This is a genomic window from Marinobacter qingdaonensis (genome assembly GCF_034555935.1).
Classification (GTDB): Bacteria; Pseudomonadota; Gammaproteobacteria; order Pseudomonadales; family Oleiphilaceae; genus Marinobacter; species Marinobacter qingdaonensis.
Map to the genome: position 1 here is coordinate 1,537,065 of NZ_JAYDCJ010000003.1, position 12,169 is coordinate 1,549,233.

The 12,169-nt window shown below is 63.6% G+C and carries 12 protein-coding genes; 3 read left to right on the forward strand and 9 right to left on the reverse strand.

Features of this window, described 5'->3' with window-relative positions; all coding sequences use genetic code 11:
- The first annotated feature begins 15 nt into the window (after positions 1–15).
- Positions 16–1,125, forward strand: coding sequence for a multiheme c-type cytochrome (locus U5822_RS10215; RefSeq protein WP_322855521.1), 1,110 nt, complete (start codon positions 16–18; stop codon positions 1,123–1,125).
- A complete protein-coding gene (locus U5822_RS10220; protein WP_322855522.1) occupies positions 1,106–1,978 on the forward strand; it encodes a Na(+)-translocating NADH-quinone reductase subunit C in 873 nt (290 codons plus the stop codon). The genes U5822_RS10215 and U5822_RS10220 overlap by 20 nt, the downstream gene beginning before the upstream one ends.
- Positions 1,979–2,000: 22 nt before the next feature.
- Here U5822_RS10220 and U5822_RS10225 read toward each other — a convergent pair whose 3' ends face one another.
- The 8 genes from U5822_RS10225 to U5822_RS10260 all read right to left on the reverse strand — a co-directional run bounded on the left by U5822_RS10225 (position 2,001) and on the right by U5822_RS10260 (position 9,454).
- Complete coding sequence (locus U5822_RS10225) at positions 2,001–2,492, reverse strand: MOSC domain-containing protein (RefSeq protein ID WP_322855523.1); 492 nt, start codon at positions 2,490–2,492, stop codon at positions 2,001–2,003.
- A gap of 5 nt (positions 2,493–2,497) precedes the next feature.
- A complete protein-coding gene (locus tag U5822_RS10230; RefSeq protein ID WP_322855524.1) occupies positions 2,498–2,926 on the reverse strand; it encodes a VOC family protein in 429 nt (142 codons plus the stop codon).
- Positions 2,927–3,027: 101 nt separating this feature from the next.
- Positions 3,028–4,014, reverse strand: coding sequence for a tetratricopeptide repeat protein (locus tag U5822_RS10235; RefSeq protein WP_322855525.1), 987 nt, complete (start codon positions 4,012–4,014; stop codon positions 3,028–3,030).
- A gap of 116 nt (positions 4,015–4,130) precedes the next feature.
- Complete coding sequence (locus U5822_RS10240; RefSeq protein WP_322855526.1) at positions 4,131–4,685, reverse strand: nucleoside 2-deoxyribosyltransferase; 555 nt, start codon at positions 4,683–4,685, stop codon at positions 4,131–4,133.
- 3 nt (positions 4,686–4,688) lie between these two features.
- Complete coding sequence (gene tenA, locus U5822_RS10245; RefSeq protein ID WP_322855527.1) at positions 4,689–5,357, reverse strand: thiaminase II; 669 nt, start codon at positions 5,355–5,357, stop codon at positions 4,689–4,691.
- 106 nt (positions 5,358–5,463) lie between these two features.
- Positions 5,464–7,353, reverse strand: a complete 1,890-nt coding sequence (locus tag U5822_RS10250) for a PHA/PHB synthase family protein (RefSeq protein WP_322855528.1) — start codon at positions 7,351–7,353, stop codon at positions 5,464–5,466.
- A gap of 21 nt (positions 7,354–7,374) precedes the next feature.
- Entirely contained in the window at positions 7,375–8,118 is a 744-nt protein-coding gene (gene fabG / locus U5822_RS10255; RefSeq protein WP_322855529.1) for a 3-oxoacyl-[acyl-carrier-protein] reductase, read from the reverse strand.
- Between the two features lie 118 nt (positions 8,119–8,236).
- The gene (locus U5822_RS10260; RefSeq protein ID WP_322855530.1) at positions 8,237–9,454 is read right to left on the reverse strand and encodes a polyhydroxyalkanoate depolymerase; all 1,218 of its coding nucleotides are present in this window, start codon (positions 9,452–9,454) and stop codon (positions 8,237–8,239) included.
- A gap of 187 nt (positions 9,455–9,641) precedes the next feature.
- On the opposite strand from U5822_RS10260, the gene U5822_RS10265 reads away from it, so the two are divergent.
- The gene (locus tag U5822_RS10265) at positions 9,642–10,187 is read left to right on the forward strand and encodes a Crp/Fnr family transcriptional regulator (protein WP_322855531.1); all 546 of its coding nucleotides are present in this window, start codon (positions 9,642–9,644) and stop codon (positions 10,185–10,187) included.
- A 44-nt stretch (positions 10,188–10,231) separates the two neighbouring features.
- Here the strand turns inward: U5822_RS10265 and U5822_RS10270 are convergent, their stop codons facing one another.
- Positions 10,232–11,935 (reverse strand): extracellular catalytic domain type 1 short-chain-length polyhydroxyalkanoate depolymerase, encoded by a 1,704-nt coding sequence (locus tag U5822_RS10270; RefSeq protein ID WP_322855532.1) that lies wholly within the window; start codon positions 11,933–11,935, stop codon positions 10,232–10,234.
- Between the last annotated feature and the right edge of the window lie 234 nt (positions 11,936–12,169).

Genomic DNA, 12,169 nt, shown 5'->3' on the forward strand with positions numbered 1-12,169 from the left:
GGACGGGAGGGTGAGATGCGACGGAGTCTCGTGGAGTTTGCGTTATCGGTGGGTCTTGGCGTGGTGCTTGGCATGACCAGTGCCTCAGCCCAAAATTTTGCCGGTTCCGAAAGCTGTAAAGCCTGCCATCAGCAGATTTTCGAGCAGTATGAGCAGTCGGGTCACCCCTACAAGATTCAGGCTGTGCAGGGCGGGCCTCCTGAGTACCCCTCCGGCACCTCACCCGGCGTACCTCATCCGCCGCTGGATGAAGGCTGGAAATCCATCAGCTACGTGATAGGCGGGTTTGCCTGGAAAGCGCGTTTCCTTGATAAGCAGGGTTATATCCTCACCGGCGAAAACCGGCAGTACAATTTACCCAATGCCAGTCTTGGCACCGAGGCTCACTGGACCGCCTACGATGGCGGCGAGGCATCCCGGAAGCCTTACGATTGCGGCGCCTGTCACACCACGGGGTGGATGGCCTCGGGCGAACAGGGGCCACACCAGGACGGCTTGCCGGGCATTCATGGAACCTGGTCAGAACCGGGCGTCACCTGTGAAGCCTGCCATGGCGCCAGCGCCGCGCACCTTGCCAGCCCCTCCGAGGTCAAGCCGACAACCGAGGAAAATTGCGGTTCCTGCCACGCTCGGGGTGATCCTGGCCAGATCGACGCGAAAGATGGACTCATCCGGCACCATGAGCAATACGAGGACCTGCTGGCCTCTCCCCACAAAACCCTGGCCTGCGGCACCTGCCACGACCCGCATAAAAGCACCGTCTATCAGGCCGGTGGTTATCTGGGCGATGAACAAACCTGCAAGGGATGCCATCAGAACGTTGAGATTAAACTGGCCGCCAAAAAAGACGCTGGGTGCCAGGCATGCCATATGCCCCATGCCGTGAAAACCGCAGTATCCAAGACCGTGTCTTATGTTGACGGGGACGTGCCAAAAGGGGATCTCAGAACTCATATCCACCGAATCAGCACCGATCTTGACTGGAAGATGTTTACGGATGACGGCCAGTTTGTCCGTAAGGATGAAGAAGGTAAGGCATACATTACTTTGGATTACGCGTGCTTGTCCTGTCACGTCGACAAGGACAGGAAATGGGCTCAAGCCTATGCAGAAAAAGTCCATTGATCCGCCTGCGAATGCAGACGTCGAGGGCGAACCGGCCAAGCCAACGGGCCTGTTTGGCGCATTTCGGGCACTGCCGAAGGACAGCGCCCCAAAAGCGTTGCTGGTTGCTCTGATTGTCAGTGTTATCGGTGGCTACCTGGTGTCCAGCTCAGCGGTGTTGTTGAAACCCCGGTACTTGGCCAACCAGGAGCGGGAACAGCAGGCGTATTTGCTCGAGATCGTCAAACGCCAGCCCGGGATGGAGGGGCTGTTTGAGGCCATTGAAGCGGACCAGGTAAGCGCGCAGGTCGTTGATTTGGAAACGGGAGAGCATCTGCCAGAGTTGGATCCCGGAGAGTTTGATCAGCGACAGGCGGCCAAGGATCCGGCGCAGAGCGTTGCGATTCCCGCCAATCGGGATCTGGCTAACATCAAACGACGGGAAAAGTACGCCAAGATTTTTCAGGTTAGAACCGACGATGAGTTGAAAATGATCATCTTGCCGGTTTACGGAAGGGGGTTTACCTCCACGCTGCACGGTTATCTTGGGCTGGCGGCCGACGGTAACTCGGTCGTTGCTCTCAGCTTTTATGAGCAATCCGAAACGCCAGGACTGGGAGGGCGAGTCAGTGACCAGGATTGGCTGGATCTGTGGCGGGGCAAAAAGGTACGCGACCCGGCTGGAAACGTACGCATTGGTGTGGCCCGGGGAACGGTGCTCGCTTCCAGTCCGGCGGCACCTTACGAAGTGGATGCAATATCCGGCGCTACCTGGACCAGCCGGAGTGTGACGGGACTGCTGCGGTTCTGGCTTGGGGACGATGGTTACGGGCCCTATCTGGAGAACCTGAGATCCGAGCGGGCCGGTTCATGAATGGTCGCCCGGCAAGGTCCCGTTAGGTGCAGACTGTGACCGCATCCCCCAGCGCCAGCTCGCCGCCTTCCACCACCCGGGTGGTGATGCCGCCGTGGCCCCGCATGGCGTTGTAGCCGCCCGGCCCCAGGGCCGTTTCCATCTTGCTGCACGGGTGGCACAGGCCGGTGTACTCCAGCACCACGCTGCCGATGCGGAAGGTTTTGCCCTTCAGCGCCAGCAGGTTCAACCCGGACACCACGATGTTGCGGCGGAACACCTCGGGACCAAGGGCCTCCCGGTTCAGGCAGGAGGCGATGGCGTGCAGGTGTTCCTGTTGAATCAGGGTGACCTGCCGTTTGCTGGCCGCCCGGCCCTTGAATCGATCGCCGTCCAGGCCGGTGCCCGGGCTGACGGTCACCCGGTCGACCGTCGCCATGGCTTCGCCTCGGGCAGGGCGAACACCGATCCATTCAACCCGCCCGGTCTGGGGCAGGGTGTCGAGCAGGGTTTGGAGGGGCGTTGATTCGGGCATGGCGTTCAATCCTTGGCAAACAGCTGGTTTTTATCCTTGAACGCCTTGAACTCCAGGGCGTTGCCGCAGGGGTCGAACAGGAACATGGTGGCCTGTTCGCCCACCTGGCCCTGGAAGCGCACGTAGGGCTCGATCACAAAGTCGGTGCCCCGTGCTTGCAGACGATCGGCCAGCGCCTCCCATTCCGGCCAGTCCAGCACCACGCCAAAATGCGGCACCGGCACGTCGTGACCGTCCACGGAGTTGCGGTGGGCGTTGGCCTGGGACTCGGTTTTCGGGTGCTCGTGGATGACCAGTTGGTGGCCGTAAAAATTGAAATCCACCCAATGCTCGCTGGACCGGCCTTCCTCCAGACCGAACACCTCCCGGTAGAAGTGCCGCGCGCCCGCCAGGTCGTACACGGGAATGGCGAGATGAAACGGTGACAGGCTCATAACTTGCTCCCTTTTTTAACCCCATTCTGAAACCCTTGCTAAAGCTCTCCCGAGCCCCAGCCCGGGTTCGATGGCATCGAGGCCCAGTATAGGCGAGTCGGTCAGTTCGCGAGACCCTGGCGCAGGCGTTGGGTGGCTCGCAGTATCAGGGCTTCTTCGGCGCTGTCCGGGGTCATGTCGCGGGTTTTCTCGAGCAGGGCCAGGGCCTCGTCGTGGCCATCCTCGCCGTCCACTTTCAGTCGGGCCCGGGCGTATTCGTAATACACGGCTGGGTAATGGGGCGCCAGGTCGATGGCCTCGGTGAACAGGGTTTCCATCTCCGACTCCTTAGCGCCGTAGGTCAGTCGGGCCACCAGGCTGCCGGCTTTCTCGATGATGCCTGCGTGCACGCCGGCGTACAGGGTCAGGGCGTAGATGTTGTCCGGGTTTTCCTCCAGCAGGGTGGTCAGGGTGTCCTTCACCTCCGAGGTATACCCGGTGGCGATGGCCTCGGACGCGGACAGCTGCTCCAGAATGCGGGCTTTGCCGTAGGCGTTGCCGAAGCGGATCATCGGGTGGTCGGGCGCCTTGGGCATGATGTCCCGGGTCCGATGGATCACTTCCTCAAGCAGCCGCTGGCGGGTGCTCTCATCGGTCTCCACCAGGGTTGCGTACAGCGCCTGGGCGTAGAGGGCGGGGAAATAACCGGCCGGACCCAGGGCCATGCCCAGCTCCCGCGCTTGCTGGAACTGGCCGTTGAAGAGCAGGCTCCAGGTCCGTCGCAGTTGTTCGGCGTAAGCGTCGAAATGGTCGCTGGGCTCGCCCTCGGCGAGGAAGGCGAGTTCCGGGTGTGTTTCCGGGAGGGCCTGCAGGTGCTGGCGGGTGAGTTCGTACAGCTCAGGCCAGCGTTCGGCATCGGCCTTCAGGGTGTCGGTGGTGGGCAGGGGGCCGCGAAAGCCGCCGGTCAGGTCCTGCCAGTGATGGCCCAGGGAGTCCTCGGAGTAGTCGAAAGACGTCAGTGTCTCCGGGTAGGGCTGCCAGTCCCCGGCGGCGAGAACGGGCTGGGTGGCCAGCAGCAGGGCGGTCAGGAACAGCGTTGGTTTCAGCATGATGGGGCTACCTCCATTTTCCACTAGAGGAACACAGCGCCCCAACGCTGGCATTGGCCCTTCGCCACCCCGGCATCAGCGCCGCTGCCAATTGCCGGCGCTGCCGTCCGCGGGCGTTAATCCCGGCTGGCTGCCGCCAACGCCTGAACGCAGCGCTGGAACAAACGGGCTGAGAAAAACGGGTGCTCGCCGTGCTCCTCCGCCACCAGCAGCCGCCCCCCGGATTCGCACAGACCGCCCTCGATCATCAGGTTGTCGGCCAGCTCGAAATCCTCCACCGCGTGGCCCAGGGCATCCTGGTCCCGGGCGCCCGCGCGCTCGCGGCAAGTGCGGCGCTCCAGGGTAAAGCCGAAGGCCGGCTTGCCCTGACCTATCATGTAGCCCACCTCAAACACCGTGCCCGGGTCGGCGCTGACACCCCGGAACGGCGTCAGGTTGGCGATGATGGCGTCGCAGCTGTCCATCAGGGCCCGGTTAGCGCGGTAGATGCGGTGGCCGCGGTCAGGCTTGGCCTCGTCGTCGGCAAAGGCCAGTTCGGTGTCCAGCGGGTCCACGCCTTCGAACCCCCGCTCAAGCAGCAGGCGCTTTTTCTCGGCCACGATGGCCCGGTGTTGTTCGGCCGGGAAGAAGACTTCCGGGCCAGCCAGGTAGATGCGGATTGGCTGTGGCATGGGTCAGTCGCTCAGGGTGAGGCCCATGTTCCAGAAGTCGATCTCCAGCCGGGTGGCGTCCCGGAAGATGCGGGTCAGCTGCTCGAACCGGCCGGGGGAGACATCGGCCAGGCGCTCATCCAGCCAGCGGATCTCGGCCTGCATGGCGTCCTGGAATTCCTCGCTCTCGTACATGGCAATCCAGGCGTCGTAGGGGTTGGCGTCGCCGCGTACCGTGGCCTCGCGGCTGTTCAGCCAGTTGGCAATTTCGCCGTAGCCGACCATGCAGGGCGACAGGGCCACGTGCAGGTCGAGCAGGTCGCCCCGGTTGCCGGTATCCAGCACATAGCGGGTGTAGGCCAGGGTGGCGCGGGCTTCCGGCAGGTTCGCCAGTTCCTCTTCGGAAATGCCCCATTCCCGGCAATACTCGATGTGCAGGCCGAGCTCGGTATCGACAATGGCCTGCAAGCCGTCCTTGGCCTGGCGCAGGTCCGACAGAGTCGGGCTCTTGTAGGCGGCCAGGGCGAAGGCGCGGGCAAACTGGATCAGGAACAGGTAGTCCTGCTTGAGATAGTGCTGGAAGGCTTCCGGGGCGAGCGACCCATCGCCCAGTTGCTGCACGAACCGGTGCTCGATGTAGTCACGCCACTCCCCGGCGCAGCTGTCTCTCAGGTCACTGAATTGGTAGGGCATTGGTTACTCCTTGCCACGGGATGAATGAAACCCATGGCGGGAGTATACCCAAGCTTTCGGGATTGCGCGTCACACCCGGCTAGCGGGCGCAGGCCCACGGATGCGTTCAGGCCATTCGACTGGGTGTGGACGGATTGCTGCGGGGGGCACCCCGTTTGCGGGCCGCCTGCCGGCGTGGGCGCTTTCTCGGCGTCGGGGGCGCGGGCTGGTTGCGCACGTATGCCCCGGGCGCTGGTTCAATCAGCGGCAACTTGCCTTCCCCGGGCATCCGCGCGGCCACCTGACCGCCACCGTACTGTTCCGCCCAGGTGACCCAGTCCGGCCACCAGGACCCTTCGTGCGTCTGCGCCTCCCGCAGCCACTCTTCCGGATCGGCGTGATCGCCGTCATTGAGCCGGTAGCCGTATTTCTTCTTCTCGGGCGGGTTGATGATACCGGCGATGTGCCCGGAGCCGCCGAGCACGAAGCGCACCGGTCCACCCAGATATCGGGAACCGCGATAGCAGGAGGTCCAGGGGGCAATGTGGTCCTCGAGCGCGGACACGAAATAGGTCGGTATCCGAACCTTACCCAGGTCAATGGGCGTGCCCGCCAGCTCGATGCCCCCCGGCTCCCGCAACCGGTTGTTCAGGTACATGTTGCGCAGGTAGTAGCAGTGCATCGCGGCCGGCATCCGGGTGGCGTCGCAGTTCCAGTGCAGCAGATCGAAGGGCGCCGGGTCCCGTCCGAGCAGGTAGTTGTTCACATAGAACGACCAGATCAGGCTGTTGGCCCGCAGCATGTTGAAGCCAATGGCCATGGAGGCGCCGTCCAGGTAGCCCTGTTTGTTCATGGCCTTTTCCAGTTTGCGGATGGCGTCCTCGTCAATGAACACTTCCAGGTCGCCGACGTCGGAGAAATCCATCAGGCTGGTCAGGAAGGTGGCGCTCTGGACCCGATCGTCGCCGCGGGCGGCCAGCCAGGCCAGGGTACAGCCCAGCAGGGTGCCACCGATGCAGTAGCCGACCGCGTTCAGTTCCCGCTCGCCGGTGGCCTGTTCAATGGCGTCCATGGCGGCGATCGGCCCTTCCAGCATGTAATCCTCGAACCGCTTGTGCGCCAGCTCCACGCCGGGGTTGACCCAGGACACCACGAACACCGTGTGGCCCTGTTCGACCCAGTAACGGATGAAGGACTTTTTCTCGCCCAGATCGAGGATGTAGTACTTGTTGATCCAGGGGGGAATCACCAGCAGCGGCCGGCGGTGCACGGTCTCGGTGGTGGGCCGGTACTGGATCAGCTGCATCAGGTCATTCTGGAACACCACGTCACCGGGGGTGTTGGCCAGGTTGTCGCCCACGGAGAAGGCGGCCGGGTCGGTCATCCGGAACGGCAGGGGGCCGGCGCCCTCGTCCAGGTCCCGCAGCAGGTTGGCCAGCCCGCGAACCAGATTGCGGCCGCGGCTGCGGACGGTCTCGCGCAGCACCTCCGGGTTGCTCAGTACAAAGTTGCTGGGCGCCATGGCGTCGGTCATCTGGCTGGTGAAGAAGCGCAGTTTGAGCCGGGTGTGGTCGTCCAGGCCGCGGACATCGTCCAGGGTGTCCATGATCCAGCGATTGGACAGCAGGTAGGCCTGCTTGATGACGTTGAAGGCCTTGGCCTCGGTCCAGGCCGGATCCCGGAAGCGGCCGTCGCCGGGTTCGGGCTCGACCACGGCCATGGGTTTGTTGCTGACCGTGCTGGACAGCAGCCCGGTCCAGAATTCGGCGGTGTCGCGAATGGCCCGGATTTGGGCGAAGAGCACAGTGTCCGGCTGGGTGGCGAGCCGTCCGGTCAGGGCTAAAAAGGGTTTGCCGATGCTCTTCGCACTGGCCGGGTTGGGCGGTGCGCCCCGCAGCGGCCGCAGGACGGCGCGCTTGAGCATGTGGGCGCCGTGCACGCCGGCACGCTTGAGGGACTCGCGGACGACATGGGGTTCGAACTCGGGTGTGGCAAGGTCGTTGGCTTTGGCTGCCATGGTGACTCTCCAGCTGGCGGGCTACATGTACACACCGCCGTTGACATTGATCTGCTGGCCGGTGATGTAGTCGCCCTCGGCGGCCAGGAACACCACCGCCCGGGCAATTTCCTCGGGTTTGCCGAAGCGGCCCATGGGTACCCGCGCAATGATGTGTTCGCGGATGTCTTCCGGCACTTGGGCGAGCATCTCGGTTTCGGTGAAGCCGGGCGCGATGGCGTTCACGGTGATGTTGTGCTTGGCCATTTCCAGGGCCAGGGTCTTGGTAAAGGCGATGATGCCGCCCTTGCTGGCCGCGTAGTTGGCCTGGCCGAAGTTGCCGGCCTGGCCAACGAACGAGGTGATGTTGATGATGCGGCCGTACTGCTGGTCCATCATGATTTTCAGCACCTCGGAGCAGGTCGCGTAGACACTGCCGAGGTTGGTGTTGAGGACATCGTTCCAGTCGTCGTCGGTGAGTTTCTTCATCGACTTGTCCCGGGTGATGCCGGCGTTGTTCACCAGGATGTCGATGCGTCCCCACTGGTCGTATACCTGGCGCACCAGGTTGCGGGCCGCCGGCATCTGGGCCAGGTCGGCCTGTATGGCCAGCGCACGGACGCCGTGGGCCTCGATCTCCTTGATGACCTGGTCGGCTTCGGACTGGCGGGTGCGGAAGTTGATGGCGACGTCGGCGCCCCGTTGCGCCAACTGGAGTGCGATGTGCCGACCGATGCCACGAGACGCACCGGTAACAATGGCGACCTTTCCTTGTAGGTCCTGCATGAGACCCTCCCTGGGTTGCCCCTGCTTGTTGTTCTGATCGGTTTTTGAACGGTCAGGCGGTCTTAATTCAAGCTAGCAGAGGCTCAGGGTGGCCACAAGAAATCGGCCTGGCCGGGGCTCAGGCCGAGCGGATGAAGGTTTTCAGGCGCGGGGCAATGGCCTGGCGCCAGCGGCTGCCGTTGAACACCCCGTAGTGGCCCACGTCCGGTTGCAGATGATGCACCCGTCGATGTTCCGGCACGTTGATGCACAGGTCGTGGGCGGCCCGGGTCTGGCCGGGGCTGGAAATGTCGTCCTTGCCACCCTCGATGGTCATCAGGGCGGTGTCGCGGATGGCCGATGGCGAGACCAGCCGGCCCCGGTGTCGGAAGCAGCCCCGGGCCAGGTGGAACTCCTGGAAAATTCGCTCGATGGTGTCCAGGTAATAGGTGGCGGGCAGGTCCATTACCGCCAGGTACTCGTCGTAGAATTCCCGGTGGCGGTTGACCTTGTCGGTGTCCTGGTCGCGAATGGATTTGAACAGCTCCCGATAGGCGTCCACATGCCGGTCCAGGTTCATGTTCACGAAGCCGGTCAGTTGCAGAAAGCCCGGGTAGACCTTGCGCATGGCGCCCGGGTAAGGCGCGGGCACCGGGTGCACCAGGTTGCGCTTGAACCAGGCCAGATCGTGCTCGGTGGCCAGCGTGCAGGGCTCGGTGGGATCAATGCGGGCGTCGATGGGACCGCTCATCAGGGCCAGGGACCGGGGCGTGGCCGGATGCCGGTCCTCGGCCATCAGGGCGGTGGCCGCCAGCACCGGCACCACCGGCTGGCAGACCGCCAGCACATGGGTGTCCGGCCCCAGGTAGTTGAGGAAATCGATCACGTAATCGATGTAGTCGTCCAGGCCGAAGTCGCCGGCCGACAGCGGCACCTGGCAGGCGTCGCGCCAGTCGGTGATGTACACGTCGTGGTCGGGCAGCATGGCCTCGACCGTGCCCCGCAGCAGGGACGCAAAATGCCCGGACAGGGGCGCGACGATCAACAGCCTCGGGTCATCCGGCCGGGTGACGCTGCGCCGGAACTGCTTGAGCTGGGCAAAGGGTTTGCGCTTGAGGATGACCTCCTGCACGTCCACCGCCTCGCCATCGCACACGGTGGCGTGCAGGTTGAACGCCGGTTTCGGGTAGCGACGGCTGAGGTCGCCAAACACTTCGTACGCCGAGGCCAGGCTGCGGGCGCCGGGCAAGCGGGAAAACGGGCTCAGGGAGTGCAGCAGCAGCTTGCTCTGGGCGCTGGTCAACAGGCGCAGGGGCGTGAGCGCGGCGCGGTTCATCTCATGGGCGAAGTACATCATGGCAATGTCCTGGCTGAGTAACGGGTTGCGGTCTCGTCGAGCAAATCCCTTGTCTCATACACCACGTGACGGTCCGGCTCGGGAGCAGCCGGGAATGGTCAGATTACCACACTTCGCTCTGGGCGCAGGGCAGGGTGTAAATGCCCGCTATACTTAATGAGGAGCAACTCAGTCAGGTGGCACTGTCATGCGCGAAACCGATGCCCACGACTACTGGCAGGAACAGGGTTCCGACTACTTTCGGGAACTCTCAACCTTTGGCGCGATACCGGATGAGGCGGTGTTGCGCATGTTCGAGAAGGGGCGCGTGATCAGCCTGGAGGCCGGCGAGCGCCTGTACGAGGTGGGCGAGCGCAGCGAGGCCTTCTACATTGTGCTCAGCGGCAAGATGAACTCCTGGATGCCCAGAAAAGACGGTGGCTGGACCCTGGCCCGCTGCCACGAGCCGGGCGATGACATGGGCTTCGTACCCATGATTTCGCTGTCCGATCGTCCGGCTACGGCGAGGGCCGAAGAAGACTCGATTCTGCTTGAAATCAGCAGTGTTCATTTTCTGGATCTGAATCAGAGCGAGCCAGAGGTGTTCGGCCTGATGCTGCTCAACCTGGTGCGGGGTATGGCGCGCACCATCATCACCATGGCGTCCATGCTGGCGGAGCAGGATACCCAGTTGCACAAGGTGTACCCCAAGGCGCCCAAACCCGGGCTGAAACAGGCACCGCACTCGGTCTAAGCTCTGCCAGACTGGCCCGAGCGCGGTGCCGGTTGGCTGCTACCTCAGTTGCACTGGCCGGCTTCGTAGAAACCCTCGCTGGTTTCCTTCACCCAGGTATACACCCCGGATACCGAGCCCAGGAAATCGTCACCCCCGGTCGAGTAATAGCCGCCCGCGTAGTAGGCCCGGCCGGCGTTGTCGTGATTGAGGTTGGTGTCGTTCCAGTCCTGGCAGGCCGGCGTTTCGCCGCCGCCCCCGCCGCCGGTGCCGGAGCAGGCGGCCGGTTCGGTGGCGTACCAGAGTCCGGGGTCGCCCTCGTACAGGGTGACGCTGTTCCAGGTGTCGTAGGAGGCGCCAATGTCGACGTCATCGCCGGTGGCGTAGGTGCGGTAGTTGTAGGCACCGCCGGCGTAGGCCCGGCCCGCCGAGATGTGGGCGTTGGGGGACGCGGTGGCCTGTTCGCAGGTTTCCGTGGGGGCATTGGGGTCGTAAACCACCACGTCCCGGTCCCGGATGCTGGTGTTAGTGTCGCTGTCGGTGGCCGAGTAGGTGCAGGTGTAGGTGCCGACGGTGGCGGTGTCGACGCTGCTGCAGTCTGGCGTTACCGTGACCGAGCCGTCTTCGGCATCCTCGGCGGTGGCGCCCGGGTCGGTGAAGGTGGTGTTGACGGCCACCTCCATCGGGTTGTCACCGATCAGGGTGATGACCGGGAACCCCTCGGGCTGGGCGCCATCGCGGCTGTGGCGATTAAAGAAATCCCAGATGATGTCCGGGTAGCTGGGCCCAACCCGGACCGACCACTTGCCATTGTTGCCCTCGGCGCCGCCCACCCAGTAATGGCCGTGGTTGGTGTCCTGGGTGTTGGGCGTGGTCAGCGGGCCATCCAGGTAGATGGTTTCCACCAGGGATCGGGTACCCAGGGTGGCGTCTTCGGTGTAGCGCTTGTGCTGGCAGCCGTGGTTGTTCTGGTAGTAGGGCGCGCAGGCGGCCGAGGAGGCCTCGGCCTCAGCCGGGGTGTCGAAGGCCGGGGTCCCGAACACCTTCAAGTGGGCATCCCGGATGTTGTCGGCGGCTTGTTTCAGCACGGTGCAGTCGTTTTCATTATGCAGCACCATCATCGGGATGGGGTAGCTGTCGTCCAGCTCGCCCTGCATGTCGGACACCACCTGGGACACGCTGTGGAAACTGGCGCTGCCGGGACACTGGCCGGACAGTGACACCGACGAGGCGTCTTCGCCGTAGGGCAGGCCCGCGGCCGTTGCCGCGGCGGCCCAGTATTCGTTGTGGGTGGTGGCGGCCACAACGGTCATGGCGCCGCCGGAGGACAGGCCGGTAATAAAACGCCGATTGGGGTCGATGCTGTAGTTGGCTTCTACCGCCAGAGCGATCTGGTGCAGGTCCTCGGCCTCGCCCGCGCCCTCGTGCCGGTGGTGATCGAACCAGAAGCCCCAGCAGTTCTCGTTTCGCATGCCGTCGTAGCTGGTGATGAATGGCGCCACCAGGATGAATCCGTAGGTGTCCGCGGCGGCGGTCAGTCCCCAGTCGTTCAGGACGTCGTCGTTGGTCTGTTTGCAGCCGTGAAGCGCCATCACCATGGGCGCGGGGCTGGTCACATTGTCCGGTACGTAGACCTTGTAATTGCGGGTGCGGGACTGGTTATAGGCCTGCTGGGGCAGGCTGTAGGAGTGGGTCTGGCCCGCCAGTGTTGGCATCGCAGGAAGAATCAGCGCGGCGACCAGGGCCGCCAGTACTATGGGATTTCTCATTCCGTGCTCCTTTATTGGATTTATTGTCTGGCGCCGTGGACCAAGGAAATATCGTGCCAGTCTGCAAGTGGTTGATTTTCAGTCGTTGGCACCCAGAAATTCGGCAGGGGTGGCCGGAACTCCGGACAGCCTGTCCGGCGTCCCAGACATTAACGCTGGTTCGGCGCAGCGGGGGACACCGTGCTAGGCTGAACATCCGGGGCGCAGCCACCAATCGCTTCAGAATGGGCAATC

What these genes read in the sequence shown, in the direction of transcription:
- U5822_RS10215 (WP_322855521.1), top strand. Translation starts at nt 16, where the DNA reads ATGCGACGGAGTCTCGTGGAGTTTGCGTTATCGGTGGGTCTTGGCGTG.
- U5822_RS10220 (WP_322855522.1), top strand. Translation starts at nt 1,106, where the DNA reads ATGCAGAAAAAGTCCATTGATCCGCCTGCGAATGCAGACGTCGAGGGC.
- U5822_RS10225 (WP_322855523.1), bottom strand. Translation starts at nt 2,492, where the DNA reads ATGCCCGAATCAACGCCCCTCCAAACCCTGCTCGACACCCTGCCCCAG.
- U5822_RS10230 (WP_322855524.1), bottom strand. Translation starts at nt 2,926, where the DNA reads ATGAGCCTGTCACCGTTTCATCTCGCCATTCCCGTGTACGACCTGGCG.
- U5822_RS10235 (WP_322855525.1), bottom strand. Translation starts at nt 4,014, where the DNA reads ATGCTGAAACCAACGCTGTTCCTGACCGCCCTGCTGCTGGCCACCCAG.
- U5822_RS10240 (WP_322855526.1), bottom strand. Translation starts at nt 4,685, where the DNA reads ATGCCACAGCCAATCCGCATCTACCTGGCTGGCCCGGAAGTCTTCTTC.
- tenA (WP_322855527.1), bottom strand. Translation starts at nt 5,357, where the DNA reads ATGCCCTACCAATTCAGTGACCTGAGAGACAGCTGCGCCGGGGAGTGG.
- U5822_RS10250 (WP_322855528.1), bottom strand. Translation starts at nt 7,353, where the DNA reads ATGGCAGCCAAAGCCAACGACCTTGCCACACCCGAGTTCGAACCCCAT.
- fabG (WP_322855529.1), bottom strand. Translation starts at nt 8,118, where the DNA reads ATGCAGGACCTACAAGGAAAGGTCGCCATTGTTACCGGTGCGTCTCGT.
- U5822_RS10260 (WP_322855530.1), bottom strand. Translation starts at nt 9,454, where the DNA reads ATGATGTACTTCGCCCATGAGATGAACCGCGCCGCGCTCACGCCCCTG.
- U5822_RS10265 (WP_322855531.1), top strand. Translation starts at nt 9,642, where the DNA reads ATGCGCGAAACCGATGCCCACGACTACTGGCAGGAACAGGGTTCCGAC.
- U5822_RS10270 (WP_322855532.1), bottom strand. Translation starts at nt 11,935, where the DNA reads ATGAGAAATCCCATAGTACTGGCGGCCCTGGTCGCCGCGCTGATTCTT.